The organism is Methylobacterium sp. C25 (genome assembly GCF_021352225.1).
Lineage (GTDB): Bacteria > Pseudomonadota > Alphaproteobacteria > Rhizobiales > Beijerinckiaceae > Methylobacterium.
In genome coordinates this window covers 83,665-104,137 of record NZ_JAAUVI010000011.1, presented here as the reverse complement: position 1 = coordinate 104,137, position 20,473 = coordinate 83,665, and the positions used below count along the sequence as shown (strand labels likewise).

The 20,473-nt window shown below is 62.4% G+C and carries 26 protein-coding genes; 11 read left to right on the top strand and 15 right to left on the bottom strand.

The features are described 5' to 3' along the window. Nucleotide 1 precedes the first annotated feature (1 nt). Together HCU64_RS20885 and HCU64_RS20880 are read right to left on the bottom strand one after the other, a co-directional pair. Nucleotides 2–190, bottom strand: a complete 189-nt coding sequence (locus HCU64_RS20885) for a ribosome modulation factor (protein ID WP_233386175.1) — start codon at nt 188–190, stop codon at nt 2–4. Between the two features lie 66 nt (nt 191–256). Further along, on the bottom strand, nt 257–805 hold the full coding sequence (locus HCU64_RS20880; RefSeq protein ID WP_233386174.1) for a cytochrome b: 549 nt from the start codon (nt 803–805) through the stop codon (nt 257–259). A gap of 177 nt (nt 806–982) precedes the next feature. Between HCU64_RS20880 and HCU64_RS20875 the strand changes: the two genes are divergently transcribed. The 3 genes from HCU64_RS20875 to HCU64_RS20865 are packed head-to-tail and all read left to right on the top strand — an operon-like array spanning nt 983 to nt 4,231. Then, nucleotides 983–2,080: a glycosyltransferase family 4 protein gene (locus tag HCU64_RS20875; RefSeq protein ID WP_233386173.1), complete on the top strand. Its 1,098-nt coding sequence runs from the start codon at nt 983–985 to the stop codon at nt 2,078–2,080. Nucleotides 2,081–2,084: 4 nt separating this feature from the next. Continuing rightward, complete coding sequence (locus HCU64_RS20870) at nt 2,085–3,170, top strand: glycosyltransferase (RefSeq protein ID WP_267922545.1); 1,086 nt, start codon at nt 2,085–2,087, stop codon at nt 3,168–3,170. Beyond that, complete coding sequence (locus HCU64_RS20865) at nt 3,167–4,231, top strand: glycosyltransferase (protein WP_233386171.1); 1,065 nt, start codon at nt 3,167–3,169, stop codon at nt 4,229–4,231. Before HCU64_RS20870 ends, HCU64_RS20865 begins: the two co-directional genes overlap by 4 nt. 13 nt (nt 4,232–4,244) lie before the next feature. On the opposite strand, the gene HCU64_RS20860 is transcribed toward HCU64_RS20865, so the two are convergent. Genes HCU64_RS20860 through HCU64_RS20845 form a run of 4 tightly spaced genes read right to left on the bottom strand, consistent with a single transcriptional unit; the run spans nt 4,245 to nt 7,582 of the window. After that, on the bottom strand, nt 4,245–5,096 hold the full coding sequence (locus tag HCU64_RS20860; protein ID WP_233386170.1) for a glycosyltransferase family 2 protein: 852 nt from the start codon (nt 5,094–5,096) through the stop codon (nt 4,245–4,247). Next, entirely contained in the window at nt 5,093–5,698 is a 606-nt protein-coding gene (locus tag HCU64_RS20855; protein ID WP_233386169.1) for an SAM-dependent methyltransferase, read from the bottom strand. The genes HCU64_RS20860 and HCU64_RS20855 overlap by 4 nt, the downstream gene beginning before the upstream one ends. Continuing rightward, the gene (locus HCU64_RS20850; protein ID WP_233386168.1) at nt 5,695–6,432 is read right to left on the bottom strand and encodes a PIG-L deacetylase family protein; all 738 of its coding nucleotides are present in this window, start codon (nt 6,430–6,432) and stop codon (nt 5,695–5,697) included. The genes HCU64_RS20855 and HCU64_RS20850 overlap by 4 nt, the downstream gene beginning before the upstream one ends. A 4-nt stretch (nt 6,433–6,436) precedes the next feature. Next, nucleotides 6,437–7,582, bottom strand: coding sequence for an acyl-CoA dehydrogenase family protein (locus HCU64_RS20845; protein ID WP_233386167.1), 1,146 nt, complete (start codon nt 7,580–7,582; stop codon nt 6,437–6,439). Between the two features lie 267 nt (nt 7,583–7,849). Between HCU64_RS20845 and HCU64_RS20840 the strand changes: the two genes are divergently transcribed. Both HCU64_RS20840 and HCU64_RS20835 read left to right on the top strand, forming a co-directional pair. Then, nucleotides 7,850–9,931: a catalase gene (locus tag HCU64_RS20840; protein WP_233386166.1), complete on the top strand. Its 2,082-nt coding sequence runs from the start codon at nt 7,850–7,852 to the stop codon at nt 9,929–9,931. 29 nt (nt 9,932–9,960) lie between these two features. Next, on the top strand, nt 9,961–10,164 hold the full coding sequence (locus HCU64_RS20835; RefSeq protein WP_233386165.1) for a hypothetical protein: 204 nt from the start codon (nt 9,961–9,963) through the stop codon (nt 10,162–10,164). A gap of 106 nt (nt 10,165–10,270) precedes the next feature. On the opposite strand, the gene HCU64_RS20830 is transcribed toward HCU64_RS20835, so the two are convergent. Then, on the bottom strand, nt 10,271–10,456 hold the full coding sequence (locus tag HCU64_RS20830) for a hypothetical protein (protein ID WP_233386164.1): 186 nt from the start codon (nt 10,454–10,456) through the stop codon (nt 10,271–10,273). Between the two features lie 342 nt (nt 10,457–10,798). On the opposite strand from HCU64_RS20830, the gene HCU64_RS20825 reads away from it, so the two are divergent. The 4 genes from HCU64_RS20825 to HCU64_RS20810 all read left to right on the top strand — a co-directional run bounded on the left by HCU64_RS20825 (nt 10,799) and on the right by HCU64_RS20810 (nt 14,578). Beyond that, entirely contained in the window at nt 10,799–11,080 is a 282-nt protein-coding gene (locus HCU64_RS20825) for a sigma factor (RefSeq protein WP_233386163.1), read from the top strand. A 210-nt stretch (nt 11,081–11,290) separates the two neighbouring features. Further along, nucleotides 11,291–11,668, top strand: coding sequence for an exopolysaccharide production protein YjbE (locus HCU64_RS20820; protein ID WP_233386161.1), 378 nt, complete (start codon nt 11,291–11,293; stop codon nt 11,666–11,668). Between the two features lie 655 nt (nt 11,669–12,323). Next, nucleotides 12,324–12,827 (top strand): pyridoxamine 5'-phosphate oxidase family protein, encoded by a 504-nt coding sequence (locus HCU64_RS20815; protein WP_233386221.1) that lies wholly within the window; start codon nt 12,324–12,326, stop codon nt 12,825–12,827. A gap of 1,247 nt (nt 12,828–14,074) precedes the next feature. After that, nucleotides 14,075–14,578 (top strand): YciE/YciF ferroxidase family protein, encoded by a 504-nt coding sequence (locus HCU64_RS20810; RefSeq protein ID WP_233386159.1) that lies wholly within the window; start codon nt 14,075–14,077, stop codon nt 14,576–14,578. A gap of 1,286 nt (nt 14,579–15,864) precedes the next feature. Here the strand turns inward: HCU64_RS20810 and HCU64_RS20805 are convergent. The 3 genes from HCU64_RS20805 to HCU64_RS20795 all read right to left on the bottom strand — a co-directional run bounded on the left by HCU64_RS20805 (nt 15,865) and on the right by HCU64_RS20795 (nt 17,002). Further along, a complete protein-coding gene (locus tag HCU64_RS20805) occupies nt 15,865–16,233 on the bottom strand; it encodes a hypothetical protein (protein ID WP_233386158.1) in 369 nt (122 codons plus the stop codon). Next, nucleotides 16,230–16,403 carry a hypothetical protein gene (locus tag HCU64_RS20800; RefSeq protein ID WP_233386157.1) on the bottom strand — a complete coding sequence of 58 codons (174 nt, stop codon included), beginning with the start codon at nt 16,401–16,403 and terminating at the stop codon, nt 16,230–16,232. The genes HCU64_RS20805 and HCU64_RS20800 overlap by 4 nt, the downstream gene beginning before the upstream one ends. Nucleotides 16,404–16,747: 344 nt before the next feature. Beyond that, nucleotides 16,748–17,002, bottom strand: coding sequence for a hypothetical protein (locus HCU64_RS20795; RefSeq protein ID WP_233386156.1), 255 nt, complete (start codon nt 17,000–17,002; stop codon nt 16,748–16,750). Nucleotides 17,003–17,088: 86 nt separating this feature from the next. Between HCU64_RS20795 and HCU64_RS20790 the strand changes: the two genes are divergently transcribed. Further along, nucleotides 17,089–17,283, top strand: a complete 195-nt coding sequence (locus HCU64_RS20790) for a hypothetical protein (protein WP_233386155.1) — start codon at nt 17,089–17,091, stop codon at nt 17,281–17,283. 345 nt (nt 17,284–17,628) lie between these two features. On the opposite strand, the gene HCU64_RS25310 is transcribed toward HCU64_RS20790, so the two are convergent. The 4 genes from HCU64_RS25310 to HCU64_RS20770 all read right to left on the bottom strand — a co-directional run bounded on the left by HCU64_RS25310 (nt 17,629) and on the right by HCU64_RS20770 (nt 19,218). Beyond that, entirely contained in the window at nt 17,629–17,760 is a 132-nt protein-coding gene (locus HCU64_RS25310) for a hypothetical protein (protein ID WP_267922544.1), read from the bottom strand. A gap of 239 nt (nt 17,761–17,999) precedes the next feature. Beyond that, nucleotides 18,000–18,296: a hypothetical protein gene (locus HCU64_RS20780; protein ID WP_233386154.1), complete on the bottom strand. Its 297-nt coding sequence runs from the start codon at nt 18,294–18,296 to the stop codon at nt 18,000–18,002. Nucleotides 18,297–18,442: 146 nt separating this feature from the next. Next, nucleotides 18,443–18,637 (bottom strand): hypothetical protein, encoded by a 195-nt coding sequence (locus tag HCU64_RS20775; RefSeq protein ID WP_233386153.1) that lies wholly within the window; start codon nt 18,635–18,637, stop codon nt 18,443–18,445. A 287-nt stretch (nt 18,638–18,924) separates the two neighbouring features. After that, nucleotides 18,925–19,218 (bottom strand): hypothetical protein, encoded by a 294-nt coding sequence (locus tag HCU64_RS20770; protein ID WP_233386152.1) that lies wholly within the window; start codon nt 19,216–19,218, stop codon nt 18,925–18,927. 497 nt (nt 19,219–19,715) lie between these two features. On the opposite strand from HCU64_RS20770, the gene HCU64_RS20765 reads away from it, so the two are divergent. Continuing rightward, complete coding sequence (locus HCU64_RS20765) at nt 19,716–19,970, top strand: hypothetical protein (RefSeq protein WP_233386151.1); 255 nt, start codon at nt 19,716–19,718, stop codon at nt 19,968–19,970. Between the two features lie 199 nt (nt 19,971–20,169). Here HCU64_RS20765 and HCU64_RS20760 read toward each other — a convergent pair whose 3' ends face one another. Next, complete coding sequence (locus tag HCU64_RS20760) at nt 20,170–20,379, bottom strand: hypothetical protein (RefSeq protein ID WP_233386150.1); 210 nt, start codon at nt 20,377–20,379, stop codon at nt 20,170–20,172. Nucleotides 20,380–20,473: the final 94 nt, after the last annotated feature.

The window sequence follows — 20,473 nt, the reverse complement described above, 5'->3', positions numbered from 1 at the left end:
CTCAGCTCTGATCGATCGGCAAGTCCGGGCCCTGGTCGACCGGTTCTCCGTCGAACCCTTCCATCCAGGCCACTCTCTCACGAGACTCCAACGGATACGGGCAGGCGTCCTTCGGTCGTCCCGATGCCCGCACAGTCGCACCCTCCACAGCCAGTTCGAGTTGACGCTTCGGATCCAGGTCGTCCGTCATGCCGCGCTCCTCATCCTGCCGGCCGATGCTGCTCCGAACAGAGAACCTGATCTCGGACCGGCCCGTTCAGATCATTCGTCCGAGGACGTAGTCGTGTCTCGAACGTCGGTGAACGACCGACATGGTCACGTGGCCGAGAATGCTCGCGAGGAGGAGGAAGCCCAGCCAGTAGTGCAGGAGATCGCCCGGCACCATCATCCACTCGATCTTGTAGTCTCGGGCTGCCATCAGCTCGACGCCGAAAGGTGAAAATCCCTTCCCCGATCCATACTGCCTCAGCAATGCGAGGGAGGGCACGACGACCATGAGAGTGTAGAGAAGGACGTGACCAGCCACCGCTGCGCGGCCGAGGCGTCCGGGATGCGCGGGCCTTCTCCGGAGGTTCATCAAGCCCCAGACTCCGCGGAGCAGGACCAGAACGAACAGCGCGAAGCCCATCGTAAAGTGGCTTCCCCCGACGAGGCGCGTGATCGCCTTGTCGCCAATGCTGACGAACAGCAGCGCGCCCGCGAACTGCCAGCCGAGGAACGCTGCCATGCACCAATGGAACCCGCGGCTGATGCGACCGTAGCGCTGCGGAGTGTCGAGCCAACCCGATCCCATCTTCTCACTCATGCTGTGTCGATTGCTCCGCAGGTCGACTACAGCGATCGAGCGTCCACAGGCGGTGAGGAACCCGGGCCATCAGGCGCGGTTCTCGCGCGTGTCGAACAGAGTTCGAGAACATAGGTTTGCGACGTGAAACGCGGAAGTTGCGACCGTCCCAGGCCCTCGCATCGTTGAAGGCCCTTAGTGAAGATCGCACTTCTCGCTCATCTCAAGCACCCGATCGCGCAGCCCTTCGCTGGCGGCCTGGAGATGCAGACGCATCTGCTGGCACGAGGTCTCCGAGAACGTGGCCACGATGTGGTTCTGTTCGCCTCACAGGGGTCGGACCCCGCGCTCGAGCTTCGAACCGTTTGCGCACCGACTGGCGAAGCCTTCGACGATCCCGTCCGCGCCCTGGAAGTCGACGCCATCGAATTCGCCGCCTACTCGAGCATCCTGGAGGCCGTTGGTACGGGCGACTTCGATCTCGTTCACAACAACAGTCTGCACGACCTCCCGCTTCGCGCTGTCCGGAACCTCCGGACGCCCATGCTCACGGTGCTCCACACACCACCGTTCCCGTCGCTTGTGGCGGGCGTCGAGGCGGCGGGCACGGACATGACCTATGCCGTCGTCTCAAGGACGCTCGCGCAGGATTGGAAGTTGCATGTGCCCGCTGCCCACATCGTCGGAAACGGCATCGACCTCTCGACTTTTCGCTTCGAAGCGGACGCTGCTCGGCCGTCCTATGCCTTCTGGAGCGGTCGGATCGTGCCGGAAAAGGGCCTGCATTTGGCGATCGACGCCGCGCGTCTCGCGGGGCTTCCCTTGGTCTTCGCCGGTCCGCGCAATGACGTCTGTTACTGGAACGCGGAGATCGCGCCCCGCGTCGGCTCAGACCTGACCGACCTTGGTCATCTACCGCATGCCGATCTGGCTCATCACCTCGGTCGGGCCTGCGTCGCACTGGTGACGCCGCGCTGGGAGGAGCCGTTCGGCCTCGTCGTTGCCGAGGCGGTCGCTTGTGGCACGCCAGTGGCGGCCTTTGCCCGAGGTGCTCTGCCAGATCTCGTGACGCCCTCCTGCGGACGCTGTGCACGTGCAGATGACGTCGAGGATCTCGCTCGCGCCATCCGCGAGGCCTGTCGGCTCGACCGATACTCCTGCCGGTCTTACGGTGAGGCGATGTTCGATGCCGGGACCATGATCGACACTTACGAGGCCCTGTATCGCACGATTTTTGCCACCCCGAGCAGAGCCGCCGCAGAGCCCGGCCAAGCGCTCGACGCGGCCGCGGTCTAAGCGAATGGCCAGTTCCGGCGGCCCGGCGGTGGTGTGCGTGCCGGCTCGGGACGAAGTTGAGCGGCTGCCCCGCTTGATCCGGTCGCTCGCAGCACAGGACGGATATTCGAAGGCGAATCGTCTCCGCGTCGTGGTTGTGGCCAACAATTGCAGCGATGGAACGGTCCAGGCCGTCGAGACAATGATCGCCCGCGACGAGACGGCCTGCCTCGCGGTGCGCTTGATCGAGACCACCTTCGCTCCAGTGTCAGCCCATGTCGGCACCGCACGCCGCCTCGCCCTCGACACCGGCGCGGATTGGCTCGTTGCGGACGGATGTGCAGACGGTGTTCTGCTTACGTCGGACGCCGACGCGTGGCTCCCTCCGACCTGGGTCGCTGCCAACCTGAGCGCGCTGGCCGAGGCCGAGATCGTTGGCGGCCGCCTGGTCATTGCCTACGAACGCGAGCCGCACCCGACTGTCGCTGGCCTGAACGACCGGATCGAGCGCTACTGGCGGGCGGTGCGTGCTCTCGAAGACCAGCTAGATCCGCCCGCGTACGACCCTGCGCCGCGCCATGGCGATCATACCGGAGCGAGCCTCGCCATGCGGGCCGATTTCTATCAGGCCGTCGGGGGCCTGCCGCCCCTCGACCGAGGCGAGGACAACGCGCTGGTTGCTCGCGTGCAGGAGCGAGGCGGCCGGTTGCGGCATTGTCCGGACGTCTTCGTTAGGGTGTCGGACAGAGCAGAGGGCCGCGCCAAGGGCGGCATGGCACCGGAGATGGCCCGACGTCGCCTCGTGGCGAGCGGTGGCGATCGCTATCTGCTCCCCTCCGCAGAACATTGGCACGGCCTCGTTCTGCGCCGCGCTGCCCTCCGGCGATGCTGGCCAGCGGCTACGACTGCGTCCGGATGGTCGGAGGTCGCCCGGCAGTTCGAACTGAGCGACGAGGACCACGCCGCCATCTCTCCCGGCTCTTGCACGAATGCCATTGCCTTCGTCGAGCGCGTCAGCCGGCGGCTTGAAGCACGAGCCGCCAAGCCGCTGCTTCAGGATCTCGATGCGGCGCTGGCCGGCTTTGGCAGGCTGCTCGGGGCGGCGCCGTGACCCGTCCGATCGGCATCTACGTCCATCACCAGGGAGCCGGGCATTGGCAGCGCGCCTGTCGGATCGCGACCGCCCTGGGCAGGCCCGTAACGCTGCTCGGGACCTTCAACGAACGGGATACGATGGAGGCGCGCGTTCCACTCGTTGATCTGCCGGACGATCGTATCGTCGGCTTCGATGGGGATGACGGAGAGGCCGAACGTCCGGAGGCTCTCCACTACGCGCCGCTCGGCCATCCCGGCATACGAGAGCGTATGGCGAGGATCGCGGCCTGGATCGCAAAGGCCGACCCGGTTCTGGTGATCGTCGATGTCTCGGTCGAGGTCGCCCTGCTGTGTCGTCTCCTGTCCGTGCCAACCGTGGTTCTGCGCCTTGCCGGTACGCGGACCGATCCACCTCATCTCGAGGCATTTCGGGCTGCGACCCGTCTGATCGTGCCCTATCCCGCCGCCCTCGATGCCGCCGACGTGCCGGAGTGGGTCCGCGCCAAGTCCTTCTTCTCGGGCTTTCTCGGGTCGTCTCCGGTCACGAAGGGCGCGGAAGATGGCCGCATCGTCGTCGTGTTCGGACAGGGCGGCCGCGGTGGCTGCATCGCGGATCTCGCCGAAGCTTCGCGGGCCGTTCCCGATCGGGCGTGGCATGTCCTGGGGCCTGTTGTGGGCTTAGCTGACTGTACCCCGGTGCCGGCAAATCTGCATCTTCATGGCTGGGTCGAGGACGTCGACGCGAGTCTGTCGCAGGCCTCGTTTGTCGTGGGAGGAGCCGGCGACGGCGTCGTCGCGGCCGTCGTCGCAGCGTCCAAGCGGTTCGTCTGCCTGCCTGAGCCTCGCCCGTACGGCGAACAGGCCTCCAAGGCCGACGCGCTGGCGAGCCTCGGAGCGGCGATCGTGAATCACGGCTGGCCGAATGCCGCGGCGTGGCCGGATCTCATCCGCCAGGCGATGGCCCTGGATGCGTCGCGGATCGCCAGTCTGGCCGATGCGGATTCGTTGGTACGGACCGTCGCGGAGATCGAGAGGATCGCTCGTGAGATCGAGGATCGGGGCCGCCCCCGCACTTAAGACGGAGCGCACTTTAGAAAGGCCGATCCGGGAGCAATCGGGCCGCCGCGATCTCGTCTGGGGTCGGCGAGCGCAGAACCGCGAGGATGTCCTCTCGGTCCCAGGCGATCAGGCCGCGTTCGGCGAATGCCTCGAGCCAGCCCTCCATCGGCCAGATCTTGTGACGTGCATGAAAGCGGCGAGCACTGCGGACGATGTCCGAGAAATGCTGGAGCGGCGGATCGCAGGACGGATGGTGCTGGTGCCACGCGTGCGGGCCTCCAGCGAAAAGCACTGAGACGCCGCTGGCCGCCGCTCTGAAGGCGAAGTCGGTATCCTCGGCCCCGTAGCCGTCGAACCCCTCGTCGAAGCCACCGAGACGATCGAAGGTCGCGGAGCGCACGGCAAAGGCGAGCGACCAGAACAGGCCAGGTTTCTCTGCCGGCACGATGCCACGCGTCGGAAACCGGCGCACCGGATGCGGATGACCGATCTGGTCGAGGCGTTCCGCCGTCCAGCCGTCAGCAACCGCGCCCGCCGGTAGGTAGCGAACCTCGCAACAGACGAGGCCATCGTTCTCGGCCACTGCTTCATCGAGGCCGGCAACTAGATTGTCCGAGGGGATGCAGTCGACATCGAGGAAGACGAGCGTGTCGCCCGAAGCACCGGCGCGTCCCGCGTTGCGTGCGGCTGCAAGTGGCAGTCCTTCGCTCGGAAGGTCGATCCGGAGCACGGGAAAGCCGGTGGTGGGCACGGGACGCGTATCGTTGCCCATCTCGACTACGATGCACTCCGTCGGCGCAGGACCCCGCGAGAGTCCTTCCAGAAGCCTAAGAAGGTGCGCACGGCGCCCTTTGTTGATCGTGACGACGCTGACGACACTCATGAGCTTGCCGCTTCAAAGCCGATCCTTCGAAGCACATCGAGGCGATACCCGTCCTGACGCGATTGGTCTTCGAGCTTGGCGAAGGCGGAAGCTCTCTCGATAAAGCCGTCGGCTGCTTCGTCTCCCGAGAGCGGGTAGTCGGTCTCGCCGAGATAATGGACCAGCACGACGTCGCCGCCCGGGAGAAGCGAACCCTCGACGCGCGCGACCAACCGGGCGAGATCGGCACAGTCGAGGTAGTAGATCACCTCCGACAGCAGGATGAGATCGAAGTGGCCGTCCGGCCACTCGCCCGGCACGCTGGCGATCTGGAAGCGGACGTGATCGAGGGCGGCACATCGCGACTGGGCGCTCGCTAGCACGGCCGGCACGACGTCGAGCGCCGTGAGCTGCTGGCATCGACCTGCCAGCTGTCGCGTCAGGACGCCAATCGAGCAGCCGACCTCCAGCACGGATGCGTACCGGTCACGCGGCAAGCTTGCGAGCGTTGTCGCGTACTTCTCGCGCTCGTAGTCGCTCGTGGCGAAACGCCACGGGTCGGGATCGTCGGCATAGACCCCAGAGAAGTACTCGGGAGAGAGCGAAGTCGAGTGTCGGCTCATGCAGACATCTCGATGAAGGGTTCGTAGCAACCGCAGAGGCGGTCGATCATCGCGGGCTCCAGTCGGAAGCCTTCGAGATCGTCAGCGATGAGCGCCGTGGTCTGTGAGGCATGTCTCGCTACGGCCTGCCGCTTCGCCGCGATCGCTCCAGTCACGTCGAGGCGCACGCCACTGGGTGCGGCGCCGACATCGGCCTCCGCCGGCAGGGTATGACCCCAGACCGGATAGGCGAAGATACGCGTGCCGACGAGCCGGGGGCGGGCCAAGGCGACAATCGCGGCGGCCGCCTGGTGGTCGCAATGGGGATCGTGGCCCCAGGTCACGCAGACCGCGCCGGCTGCGCAGGTGTGAGCCGCCTCGACGATCGATTCAGCGGCAGCTTCGGCTTGCGGGCCTTTGCTCGGTACCCTGGCGTCGGGCAGGCGCAAGAACCGCACGGTATCGGAGGCAAGGCCCAGTTCGGCTACCGCCGTCAGGGTCTCGACCTCGCGCAGAGCCCGAAGGCGTTCCGGCGGATAAAGGAGGGAATGTGTGTGTGAGCCGCAGCCGTCGCTCAACACCACCAGCCGCACGGGCCGGTTGGCCGCCGAGGCCAGCGCGATCAAGCCACCGCATCCGAGACTCTCATCGTCGGGATGCGGCGCGACGACGACGAGGCCGCCGGTGCCGAGGATCGCATCGAGCGAAGCGACGGGTAGCCGATCCAGGGCTGCGAAAAAGGCGTCGGCGCGCATCCCGTCAGAGTCTCTGCCAGAGTGCGTGGAAGGCGCACGGAGCATCGAGAACGTAGCCGGCCGCGGAGGCCAAGGCGTGGTCTGGCGCCGGCTGACGCAGATAGGTGGCGAGGTCGCGAACGCGGCGTTCCAGCGGATGCGTTTCCAGGAAGCCCGACAGCCCGACGGAGCGCTGAGCCAGCTCGATCACGTCCAATCCGGACCGCTCGACAGCGCCTCGCGCGAGATTGACGTAGGCAATGGCGGCCTCCGGATCAGCCTCCGCCGCCGCCGCAGCTTCGGCCGCCCGCGCGACGAAGAGCCGTGCCGTCTCGACCCCCGTCGCCGCCTCGCCAAGCCGGGCGCGTTGATGAGGATCGCCGCCGCGATCTGTCTTCACAAGATGATCACGAAGCGCCTCGAACACGGCTGCGATGCCCCCGCACTGCACGGCGAGGAAGCGCCACGCGCCGCATGAGAAGAACGGCTGGCGAAGGTAGTCGTCGGGCTCGCCGACCACCGCCCCGACATCGAGCTGCAATCCGGAGAAATCCACGGTGCCGGTTGCGGTGGCCCGCATCCCCTGGGGCCGCCAGGACTCCGTCTCGGCGCGAAGGCCCGATTCAAGCGGCACGATCAACATTAGGCGCCGCCCGTCGTCGATGCGCGCCGTTACCAGGGGGCGGGTGACATGGCCTGCGCCCGAGGCGAAGCATTTGGAGCCGGCGAGCACCAGGGCTCCGCCATGCCGCGTCATCGACAGACCGCCTTGAGCAGGCTCGGTGTTCCAGACGCCGAAGAGGTGTCCGGCCGTCGCGTCTGCCGACACCTGCTTTCGCGTTTCCGCGTCTCCGTACCTTAGCGCGAGAGCCAGCGCATTCACATGACCTTCGTAGAGCCGTCCCAAGACGAGGCTGCCACGACCGACGAGGTAGAGCACGTCGCGCAAAGCTTCGGTCTCGCTCACTTCGCAGAGATCGGCTCCTCCACGCTCCACGGGAAGCGGAGCCGCCAAGAGCCCGCGTTGGCGGAAGTGCTCGAACGCCTTCGTTGGGAAGGCATCGTGGCAATCGAGATCATCGTCGAGCGTCACCGCAGCCGCGACGACGACTTCAGTATCGGCGAGGATGGACGACGCCGTCGTTGGCGCCTGTTCCTGGGAAGCAAGCATGGTTGGGAATGGATCGCCCGTTTGGCTGAGGAATCTTGGCTTCGCGGGAGAACGCCGCGCGAGCCCTGGATTGTTCCGCCCCCGGCAAGATCGGTGAACAGCAGCGCGGTTCGGTCTTCGTCATCTGCGAGCGGTTAACGCCGCAAGCTCACCGGAAAGCGGCCAAGCCGTGCGGCGCCTGCGGCGGCCTGTCAGACTAAAACTCGTCCAATCCGAACCTAGCTGGCCGTTGGAAGGTTTGCGGGGTCGAAGCCAGCGAGGACACCCATGAGCGACAGCACCGACCGCATCACCGGCCATGGTGGAGAGACGCATCAAAGGGCCGATGCCGACCATCCGGTCCTGACGACCAACCACGGCGTTCCGGTCAGCGACAACCAGAACCAACTGAAGGCGGGCCAACGCGGTCCTGTCCTGCTCGAGGACGAGGTCTATCGCGAGAAGATCAACCACTTCGACCATGAGCGCATCCCGGAACGCATCGTGCACGCTCGCGGCACCGGTGCTCACGGCTACTTCGAGTGCACCCAGTCGCTGGCCGATATCACGCGGGCGGATCTCTTCCAGAAGAAGGGACAGCGGACCGATGTCTTCGTGCGGTTCTCGACGGTCGCCGGCGGTGCAGGGTCCGTCGACAATCCGCGCGATGTGCGCGGCTTCGCCGTCAAGTTCTACACCCGGGACGGCAACTGGGATCTCGTCGGCAACAACATTCCGATCTTCTTCATCCAGGACGCCATCAAGTTCCCCGACTTGATCCATGCGGCGAAAATGGAAGCCGACCGCGGCTATCCGCAGGCCGCAACTGCGCACGACACGTTTTGGGACTTCATCAGCTTGATGCCCGAGACGACCCACATGGCCATGTGGATCATGTCGGACCGCACGCTACCGCGCAGCTTCGCGACGATGGAGGGGTTTGGGATCCATACGTTCCGCTTCGTGAACAGCGAGGGTAAATCCACCTTCGTCAAATTTCACTGGAAGCCGAAGGCCGGTTTGGCCTCGACCATCTGGGACGAGACCGTCAAGGTCGCGGGAGCCGATCCCGACTTTCAGCGACGCGACCTGTTCGAACGGATCGGACGGGGCGACTTTCCCGAATGGGATCTCGGTGTGCAGCTCTTCGACGAGGAGTTCGCTAACAACCAGCCCTACGACGTGCTCGACGCGACGAAGATCATTCCCGAGGAGGTGCTACCGGTCCGGATCGTTGGGAAGCTCGTTCTCGATCGATACCCCGACAACTTCTTCGCCGAGACCGAGCAGGTCGCGTTCTGCCCGAGCCACATCGTGCCGGGGATCGACCACTCGAACGATCCACTCCTGCAGGGGCGGCTGTTCTCCTACCAAGATACGCAGATCAAGCGGCTCGGAACCACGAACTGGCACCAGCTCCCCATCAATCAGGCCAAGGGGCGAGAGGGCGGTTGCCCGTATCTGAATATGCAGCGCGACGGGCACATGCAGATGCAGGTGCCGAAGGGGCGCGCCAATTATGAGCCGAACAGCCTGCATCTCGCCGGCGAGATCGGCGGCCCACGTGAGGATTCCGAGAATGGGTTCAAGACGTTCCCGTCCGAAGAACAGGGGCAGAAGCTGCGCATCCGCCCGGAGAGCTTCGCGGACCACTACAGCCAGGCAAGACTATTCTGGCGATCGATGGATCCCGCCGAACAGGCGCATATTGCGTCGGCCTTCGTGTTTGAGCTGAGTAAGGTCTCCTTGGAGCATGTCCGCCTCGCGACGATGGCCAATCTGCGCAACGTCGACGAAGCCCTCGCCAAGAGGGTCGCGGACGGCTTGGCGATGGATCTGCCCGACGCGTCGCCGACTAGCGCGCCTGTAATCGATATGGAGCCGTCGCCCGCGTTGCGGGTCATCCGTGGCCCATTGGAGAAGCACACTCTCGAAGGGCGGACCGTTGGGATACTCCTGGCGGACGGCAGCGACGCGGAAGACCTGCAGAAACTCAGGGATGCCGTCAAAAAGGCAGGCGGTCTTTCGATCACGATCGCACCGAAGGTCGGCGCAGTCCCGCTATCGGATGGCACGAAACTAAAGGCCGATGCCCAGTTGTTCGGTCAGCCGTCTGTGACCGTCGACGCCTGCGCCGTACTTCTTGCGGCCGAGGCGTGTGCGAAGCTAGTCAAGGAAGGCGCAGCCGTACAATGGGTCATGGATGCGTTCGGCCATCTCAAGGCCATCGGTCACAATCCGGGAGCCCAGGCGCTGCTCGACAAAGCTGGCGTCGAGCCGGACGACGGTGTGGTCGCACTCGACGCTTTCGTAACGGCAGCGACGAAGCGCTATTGGGACCGCGAATCTAAGGTCCGCACGCTCGCTTGAGTTCGCTAATGGACGGCGGGCGGCTATCGATGACAAAGCCGCTCGCCTTAACGGTTTTCGTCGTTGACCACGGCGGTATCGAGCGAGATCCGGACGTGACCGATTTCAAGGAAACTGACGACGGTCGTTACATCGTCGTTCGTGGCAATTTTTGGCGTCGCGCGACGCCCGATCTGGAACCGGCGATCGAGATCGTATCGTGGACCAACTCATCGACGCACATCGGGCATTGAAGAGTGCAAAGAGTATAGGCAACACATCCGATCACAGACCGTATTTGCCCATACACGAAGAAGACCGGAGCTCAGGCGCCGGCCTCTTATTTTGAACTAAGAACCATCAATTATCGGAATGGCCCGATCCAGGAGGCGTTGTCTTCGGAGCCTTGCCGTCTTCGACGCGCCCCTCGTTACGCAAGTCGCGCCCCTCCTGAGCCTTTCGCTGGCTCTCGGGAGACTTGCCGTGCTCGTTGAGTTCTTCCTTGATGTAGCCAGCTGCTTCCTTGGCTTCGCCTTTGATGCTCATGGTCACCATTCTCCAAATCTGAACGCCGTCGGTCACTCGACGGCGATCTGGTGCGACGGCAACCGCAGGCATTCCTGAAGGTTTCGGACCGCTGCTTGTAAGACTGGTATCTCGCAACGATGGTTCGCTTTCAGACTAAGTTAATCTCGTCGGTCAGTCGGCGCGAACTTTTGATAAGTATCTGCGTTCGGTTTGACCCTTAGGTCACCGAAACGAGCAGAAACCATGGTTGCGATGTCCAAAGATTCTGTCAGTTAGCACATGATAAAAAGCGCCGGAATTTCACTCGAAATTTAGTCCCATCTCGGCCGGACGCTTGGTTGCACTTACGACAATTTATCATTGTCGTCAGCCGCGCTCCCCTCACAATTAGAAGATCTCCTCGACCGTCTGTCGGCGGCAACTGCCAGGCGGGCCGACTGCGACGCAGCGGCATTTCGCGTCGATTTCCTCGACCTGATGCCCAACCTGAAGCGGTTCGCGCTGTCCCTGACGAAAAACCAGGCGCGAGCCGACGACCTTGTCCAGGATACGATGCTGAAGGCTTGGCTAGGCCGAGCGAGCTACACGGTCGGGACAAACCTCGGCGCGTGGCTGTTCACGATCATGCGAAATAACTTCTAATCGTCCTGTCGCAGGCACTCGCAAGAGGTCAGGCGTTGCTCGTATCCCTCGCGATCAACCCGGCGACGCGCCTCGTCCCTTTGTATGCCGCCGCAGATGTCCTCGCGTCCGGAACGTTGAGGAGTTCGATCAGGCCGCTCGTTGTTGATTTGCCGGGAACTCTGGCTGGGGCTGCCTGTTTGCCCCGGCTCAATGAACCGGAGGAAACACATGAAATCGGCTTTCGCCGCGAGCACCCTCGCGCTTCTGATGTCTCTGTCTGTAGCTACGGCCGCTCCCTGCAATACCGGTTCGACGAAAGGCAAGACTCCAGAAAATTCTGCCTCGAACGACAAGAGTTCGGCCACTGACAAGTCGAGCAAGAACGAAGCTGGCGGTCAGCAGCCGGCGTCGCCTGGCACTGTCGGCGCAATGAACAACGCCGGTGCGAACCAAGGCGTGGGCCAGCAGGCTTCCACCGACAAGAGCAAGGAAGACCCTGCTTCGAAAAACACGGCGGGCGGCAATCAACCGGCGTCGCCGGGCACTGTCGGCGCCATGAACAACGCTGGCGCCGCCCAGGGCGTCGGCAAGGACGATGGCTGCTGACCATCGGCTGCAGCGCATGAGAGTGTGAAGCCCGCTCGGTTCGCCGCAGCGGGCTTCTTCGTTCGCGGACAATACTCGTGGAATTTGCCTTCCTGCCGGCCGAACCAACTTCATCCGGCTGGGTTGCCGGAGACAGCCTCCGATGAAGGCTGGTGCGTCATACGAGGCCGATAATCCCCAGAAACAGGACGCGCCAGCGCAGAGCGAGAGCAACTCCGTCGTCGCGGGGCTCACCCGCTTCATGAACGCGTTTCGGAAAGAGCGCGGTTAATCCTGATTGTCAGCGCACCGTTGCTGTAGCACGAGGAGCAGCCGTAGATTTCACCCGCTCTGGGAACACAATGTCAGAAAAAGAGCCAAAGCGGCCTGAGAGTCCTGCGCCCAACACCGAGCGTGGAAAGGCGGCACATTCGGAAAAGCAAGTGCCGAGGGCGCCGGCAGAACTGAAAAGCCGGACGAAGGCCTACGCCCGGATCAGCTCACCAGTGAGAACGACGGCGGCGTGGCGGGGTAGCGCGCCCCTCTGCTGGATTTTTTGGGATGGCAGACACGTTACTGTGCCTGAACCAACCTGCCGCGCGGATGTTGTCTGACCACCATCCGATCGGCGGCCAAGCCGGCCCCGACGATCATCTTGCGCAAGAGAACATACCCTATGCACCCAGGTAACCATCGCGACCACGAAGGAGCGAAGAAGCTTTTCGAGCTGATTAAGGACGTCAAGGTCGCGATGATGACGACCGCCGATCCGGACGGGACGCTCAACAGTCGACCGATGTGGAACAACGACGCCGACGAGAACGGCGATCTCTGGTTCTTCACGCGGCTCCATTCGCCCAAGACCGTCGAGATCAGCCGCGATAACCAAATCAACCTCGCCTTCGCCGACCCGTCGAGCCAGAATTACGTGTCTGTCGCTGGCAAGGCCGAGATCATTACCGACCAAGCCGTGATCGACCAAAAGTGGTCGGTGGCGCTCAAGACCTGGTTTCCAAACGGCAAGGACGATCCAGAGGTTGCGCTGATCCGCGTCCATCCTGAGCATGGCGAGTACTGGGATGCCCCGAACAGCAAGATGGTACACCTTTACGGTTTTCTGAAAGCTTCGCTGACGGGCAAGAGTCCTAAAGCAGAGACGGGCAAAGTCGAACTCGCCTGACGGTCGAGCAAGCCCTCGGCTCGCGGAATGGACAGGTGGTGGAGTTCGCTGCGCTTGACCCGACGCATTCCGGCCGCGTCAACGTCATCGTTTATTTCTCCCAGCGGTTTCTGCCGCTCACGTGGGCCGCACCGGTGAAAGCTGGTGCGGGCTTCTGTTCGCGCTGAACATTCCCGCGCGCATCAGGTTCACCGATCCTGGTGCCGCCATCCTGCCCCTTGGATAAGGTGGTCCGGCTTCAGAGCCCGCCCGGCCAACTGGCGTTTCACGGGCGGCCTTTGTTGCGTGTGGCCGCCTCTGTGCCGTCAGACATAAGTCCGGATTGAAACTTCCACCGATCGCATGATGTATCGGCGATCTAAGGCAATCCCCATACAGAGCAGCCTTGGCTTCAAGGGTCGCCCCGTTGGCTTACATGGGCGGCCTTTGTTGTGTCTGAACAATTGGCCAGCTGCTCAGTTACCGGATCTCGGGTGTGTGCGTGCTGCTCCTCCTGACTTCAGAGCTCGCTGCGGACCATTCCCGTAGCGGGCTTTGTTGTGTCTGCGCGGCTCATTGCGACCGTTTGCCGAGGACGAACGCGTATTTTCCAGCTGCTTTTCCGAGAATGGTTTTGTCACCGAGCACGCGGCGGCCAGATGAAATGTCTTGGACCGTCTGATTCCGGTCGTACTCTCTCCGGGCCTCTTCCTAGAGGTCGCGGAGAAATTCAAGGGTTGGTCTGTGATCTTCGTCACCGTAATCTAGCGCTGCTCTGACACGCTCGGCGACCTGCCGCTCTATGTCTCGCCAGTATTGTGTGGAACGTGTCATTGACATGAGCGTCTCTCCTTCCGTCCCGACAGCTGATCAATCTCGACTGCACCGAACGCAAAGGTGCTCACGGCTGCGGTCGGAACACAAAGTCGGCGATTGCGCTTGAGGTTATCCTCCCGTGTACTCCGCCGAACGAGGATGCTCCTTGTACCTAGGGTATCGCCCTGGTTTTTAGCACCGCGCCGATGGCGATCCAGGACCCTGGCGGGGCTGAGAGTTTCCAGTTCCCGCCGCTTTATGAAGGCTCGGCCTTTGAGCGTTTTTCTCTGCCTCCGGCGCGCCCGCTGAGAGGGCGGGTGACGCCAGCGAGCAGTGCCCGGAACAAGCAATCTTTCCTCTAGTTACCCGCTCGTGCGCCCAGATTTCGCGACCGCTCCCATCGGAGAAGGTACGATAACGTACAGAAGATCTAATAACTTGAGGAGGCAGATATGGGTCTTTTTACAAAGGACATCAAGACTTTAGACGATCTATTTGTCCACACTCTTCAGGACATCTACTACGCAGAGAATCAGATCACTAAGGCTTTGCCGAAGATGATTGACAAGGCAACCAATCCTGAACTTAAGCAAGGGTTTGAGACCCATCTCGGCGAAACGCAGAACCAGATCCAGCGGCTCGAACAGGTGTTTCAGATGCACGGCCATTCCCCAAAGGCCGTAACCTCCCCTCCGATCAACGGCATCATCGAGGAAGCAAACGAACTAGCTGGCGACGTTGCCGATAAGGAAGTGCTCGACGCCGCACTTCTCGCGTCCGCCCAGGCCGTCGAGCACTACGAAATTACCCGGTACGGAACACTGATCGCGTGGGCGAAGCGTCTCGGCCGCGACGACTGCGCCGCTGTGCTTCAGCAGAACCTCGACGAGGAGAAGGCAACCGACGAAAAGCTCAGCTCGCTTGCAGGCAGTCAGATCAATCAGCGAGCCGCCTGATAACGTAGTAATTGCCCCCCGTTTATGACCGTCAAACATTGGAGGGATTGCCAATGACTAAGTTACCATCTCGCGTAGCTCTCGCGGGCATTTTTGCGGTTACGATAATCGCAGCCCCTGCAGCTTTCGCTGAAGAGGGCAAAACCTCTACTGGCGGGACATCCGCAAATTCCGGAAGCAGTGGCGATAAAACTGACAGGAACACCCAGGAAAATGCTGCTTCGGCCGACAAAAACAAACAGCACAAGTAGAAAACTACTTACATTCGGACCGCACGGAGCGAACAAAAGGGCTCATAGTCTAGCACACTTTTGCTGGTGCCGCAGCATTCCTCCCAAGATTGAAACTTGGGCTGCCCGGCGAAAGCTCGGCGGCCTTCTCCTTGGGATGCGGCATGTCAGCGACACTGCTTCACTGCTATTTGCAGCATGGTTTTGGTGTGGCGAAGCCTCTTCCGTATCGGCCTAGCTGCATCGACCCTTACTTCCGGCCGCCCGGCTCGCCGAGCGGGCTTTTTCGTATCGGGAGTTAATGATCCGTGCCGGGCCGGTTCTGCCGAGACGCGTCACCATGCTGCTTTGTGAAGCTTGATCGCTCTGGGTCACCCTTCGCCTTAGCGACGCGGCTGCGCATTATGCTCGCGACGACAATGACGATCACCAGCGTTGCGATCGCCAAAGCGATGATCAAAGCAGAATTGTCCATAAGCGGTTCCTCTCGACATTTGCCGAGGGGAAGTCGGAGCGTTGCCAGCCAAGTTCCCGGAGCACTCTGAACCTGGCCCTGCATCACGGGTTAGCCGGCTCTCACAGGGAGCGAAGGCAATGACGACCCAAGTCCGATGCGAATGCGGGACGATCTAGCAGCGGGACGAGAGCGGCTCCCCTCGGGAAGCTGAAAGTAGTTTCGACTGTTAGGTGTGTGGCCAGCAGATCGAGGCTTGGGACGGCCCGCAATGGCCGAGCTTCACGATTCTGGAGAAGCTGGAAAGCTCGCCATCGGCGCGGCGATCCGGCGTTTCGCAGAGTTCGTAGCGGCTCACTTCCCTCACCGGCTCGCTCCCTCTACATGCTGAGGATGAACGACGTTCAGCCACCGCAGTGCCACGCCGTTGTCACCAAAAAGCAGGCCGCCGTTGTACGGAATGGCATCACGATCACGCCTGCAAAGCTGATTAAGACACGGTGCACCCAATTTGCCCGCGACCATGGCCTTTGCACCACTCACGCCAGAATGCAGCGTGAGGGGAAGTCGATCGAGCGAACTGAGAAAGAATAAGCTCCTCACTATTGCCACGCCGTCACGATGTACGCGATGGCTCCGCGCTCTACGACATCGACAATCACTGTTCCACTGATGCAGCCGGAGTTCGCGACCCAGAGCAGAGTGTCGCGGGAAACCGTTTGAGTCTCTTCCTCCCAGGTGATGTAGATAGTCTCGAACGCAGCCTTCACCCTCTCGATCAGGTCGCCTATGAGTGTGGCGCCCTGTCGACTGCTGAAGCCAAGCGCCAAGCCGCCGAATTCACCGCGGTAGCTTTCGAAGTCGGTCGGCGAACAACCGCCGAACTCGAAGGCAATCGTGCGACGGGGTTCGAGGCGGCGGAGCGCGTCGATTAAGCCGCCGAGCGTCATTTGTTGCGGTGCGTCGCTCATTGATGCCCGAGCAAGTCGATCAGTGCCATGCCGACCCCGCTCGCGAAGGCATCAACAGCCTTCCTGGCGATTACCTCACTCGCAAATCCTTCACCGCCCGCGAGCGTCTGATCGCGAAACACGAAGGCGCAATGCCACTGACCGGGCTCCGTTTCTTTGAAGCTGAACATACCGATCTCCGTAGAGAGTCGGGCAATCACGGCGGCGGGTTGCGGTTGCGTGTCTGGCAAGCGGGGCTAGCACGTTGTGCCCGCTATCCACGAGATTAACAGGCCCTAATCCCGATCCGGCGTCCTCGGCTCAACATCTCTAGCCTCAGCCAGAGCCCTCCGCCCCGCTGCCGTCAGAAACCAACACCTCTCGGCCGTCTGGCCACGATACCGCAGCCGCTCAATCACGAGCCCCGCAGCTTCGAGCGCTGGCATCATCGTCGGGTAGGCGCCCCTGCGCAGACCGCCGTGGGTCAGCTTGATCGCAAGAAGGGCCGAGCGCTGGCGTCGGTGGAGGCTCATACTCAACCGCCCGCAAAGCTCTCTGCGAAGTCATCGCGCACGTCGCCGAACTGGCCGAGGATGGTCGCGCGCTCCAGTTCGCCGGTCTCGTAATCCGCCATGACACGGATTGCCGCCGTACCAGGGATGCGCTTGGCGATTGCCTCGGCCTTCTTCAGAGCGCCGCTCTCAGTCGGTGTCATCTCACGGTCTCCGACCACCAATCGCTTCCGTTTGATGATGAAGCTCTGAACGACGAGCGTGGTCTTGATCGCCATGGACGGTCCCTGGTTTTCGCCGGGCCTCCGATTGACCCGAGCCCGATGTTTGTTCTCTTTACGTTCCATCCGCAAGGAGATGATTCATGGGCTTGCCAGCGCGGCTGCCGAGCGAGGCGGATGCCATTGTCGACGCCTACCTCGCGAAGGCCGGCGGCAATCCAGGGCTCGCTTTGCGGCTCGTGATCCGGGATGCGCTGGCCGATCTTTGCGAAGCCGAGCGCCGGGAGGGCGAGCGCCAGCGGCTGGTGTCCTACGGGTTCGCCCGAGGCCGCCTCTGAACGGGTGGCGGCTAGATGGCGATATCCCGCGTTCCGACGCTGGCGCATTACCCGTGGGTCAAGGTGCGCGTCGCCTGCATCCTGTGCCCGCACCGGAAGGGCACCTACCGGCTTGCCGGCCTAGCTGAGCGGTTCGGAGCCAGGGCCTCCCTCGACGATGTGCTTAAGGCGCTTGCGCGGTGCCAGTACGCCCAGCCTGAGCGAGGGTTTGGCGCTCGCAGGCTACCGAAATATGCCCCACGGTGCGGCATCTACTTCGTGGATCTGGAGAGCGAATCCCCGCCACCTCCTGACCTACCGGCCGCGTTGATGAAGCCGAGGCTCGTCCAAGGCGGGAAGGCTTGATCACTCGTACTCGCCCTTGGCTGCGACCTCGGGTGGGCACTCGACGTATGGCAGAAAGCCGTCGTTGGTCAGCCGATCGGCCAAGAGGGCGTTCACGACGTCGTTCGGCGCCTGCTTCTCAGTCTGTGCCAATATAAAGGGCTCAACAGCGTCGGCGACTACGCCTTCCTGACCACCAAAGCTGCCGAGCCAGTGAAGACAATTCACGAAAAGGCCATGCCGATGATCCTCAAGACCGAGGACGAACGCGACACTTGGCTCCGAGCCCCATGAGACGAAGCCAAGGATCTGCAGCGGCCGCTTCCCGACGGTGATCTGATCATCGTCGCTCGCGGCAAAAAGGGCGACGCGCCGAAGGATTCGGCCTAGTGCTACTTGCCGCTCTCAGCCAATTCGAGCTTCTTACGGGCGATCGTCGCCTTGCGTTTCGCGGCGGACGCAGCCTGCTTTGCCTTGAAATCCTGCTCGTACCAAGCGGCGTACCTGATCTCATACTCGAAGCGGTCTATTTCCCATCGCGCATCGACGTCCAGCTTCGCGAAGGCAGGCAATAAGCGGCACCAACGCATGTAAGGTTCATGGAAATCGTAGAGTTCGTCGCAGCGTCGCCTTAGCTCGTGAAGGTGCTCGATCTGGAGCGCTTGCGGGGGTTTCGAGGTAAATTTCACGGGCCGCCTCTCGTCACGCGCGGGCTTGCGCGAGACGGACGCGGACGGCTCAGCTTATTGGCGACGCCGATTCCGAGCTCAGCATCCCCCAGATGGGAGATGACAAAGCGAAAACCGTGAGTTGTCCCGAGGAGTAACGAGCCGGCTCAGCGCCAGTCGGCAACGCCGGCCAGCCACCACGCCAAGCCAGCCAAGACGATCCCCACCTCAACGATCGCCAGGATGATCGTCGACCTGTCCCACCGCTTCGGTGGCTTCCGAACCGGCTGCCGGCGCTCTGCCTCGGCGAGGTAGCGATCAAAGGCTTGGGCAGGGGTTTCAGTGCGCGGGGAGTCGGCCATGGCGATGCCTACCACCAATCGGCCAGCCATCCGATCAGGTAGACAACAAATGCCACTCCCGCCCAGATGCCCAACGCCGGGAAAACGATCGTCCAACGGGGTTCGTGATAGTCGGCCATGCCGCAGGTTATGCGGGAGCCGAGCGTTCTTCCACCGACGCCCGCAGCATCCTCAACGGCTCGGCATACTTCCGCAATTAGATAAAAGACTCATCCGCGGGTCATCAAGCCATTGTCAGGCAAAGAAAAACCAGGCCGAAGCCCGGTTCTTCGCAGCGGAGCTTTGGATCAACGGCCGGGGGTCGGCTCGGCAGGACCGCCGGACTGACCACCCTTCTCCATGCCAGCGCCCGACTTCATCGCGTCACCCTTCATCATCTTACCGGAGCCCTTTTCCATGGAGCCGGTCGAGGATGATCCGGCTTCGCTCTTTCCGTTTACGCTGCCAGGATTGTTGACGGTGCCTTCCTGGCTATTGGTCTTACCCATGCCATTGTTGCTGCCAGCCGAGGCCTGAGCCCAGGCAGACCCAGTCAGTGAAAGAGCAAGCGTCGAAGCAAGCGCGATTGTCGTGAGGCGCATATTGCGTTCTCCATTGTTCGGGGATGTCGGGAGAACCGACTGCGCCGACAGATGTTCAAAAAGATTCCGAGCCCTCCACCGTTCGTGCCAGCGCCCCGAAGATTCCGCACGTCGGCGACTGAGAGACGCGCCTGTGCTCCAGCCTGATGGAGGAGCAGCGACTCCATGTGGGATGGTCCCCAACCTCTAACTGATGCGACGGGCTACTAGACCGTGATTTTGCGAGCTGACGAGAAGGTTCTCGAAGTTCGCGAGATCACTGCTCGTGACGGTGATGAGGCCATGGCTCTGGCTTACGCTGCCGATGGCAGCCATGCCGTTGCGTTATGGGATGGCCTGCGGTTTATCGAGCACTTCCGAGTTCGGGTTGATGTTTGAAGCTGTTCCGTCACTCCGGCACAGGAACAATCCGGAATGGCTCCAGGTATCGCTTTAGACACAGCCACGACCGGCGAGGAGGCCGCTCGCATCGCGCTGTGTGAGCCCCTTGGTGCTTCTTGTCGCACTACATCTTCGATGTTCACGACGATGGACCTGTAGAGTGGGGAGACACCAGCTACAAGTTTGCCGATCGTGCCGATATTGAGCGGCACGTGCGGCAACTCGTCGAAGAAGCCCAGACGCGTCAGAAGACACGCGGGCGCTCTCCTCCTCTCACGACGGTGTTCGTTCACGAGGATGGCGGGGGGATCGTTCTGACAGCCTATGCGCGTCCCGGCGAGAATTTGAGACTTGTCTGGGCGTCGGGCTAGGCCGAACCATCGACATCTCACTCCGTCGGCCAGATCCGCATCTCTGTCACCAGAGGCTCATTGATCGAATACGGCACGTCCTCATCGTCACGTGGGAACAGCTCGAGGCTGACGTGTCGGCCAACGACCTCCTGCGGAAGAGCGGCCAGCCGCCAGTAATCGAGAAGCGCAGCCCGATGCCGCGGAAGTAGGGGAGGGGTTAGCCCTTCGTCATTGAGACGATGCGCACGATCTCGTCCAGACTGGCCTCGATCGCCTTCGTGTGACCGATAATGACCTCGAGATCCAAGAGAGCGAGATCGTCGGTCGGCCACGGCTCGCTGCCGTGCAATTGCTTCAACAGGTCGTCCAGGCGGTTGAACTGATGGCGCAGTTGCTCTCGCGCGGCTCGGCACGTTTCGTCGGGCATCCGTCTCTCCAGCCCTGCAAGCATAAAGCGTGGCTGAACTTGGCGCGCATGATTTCTCCGTCAGATATCGGACGGAATGTGGAAATCCGCGGCG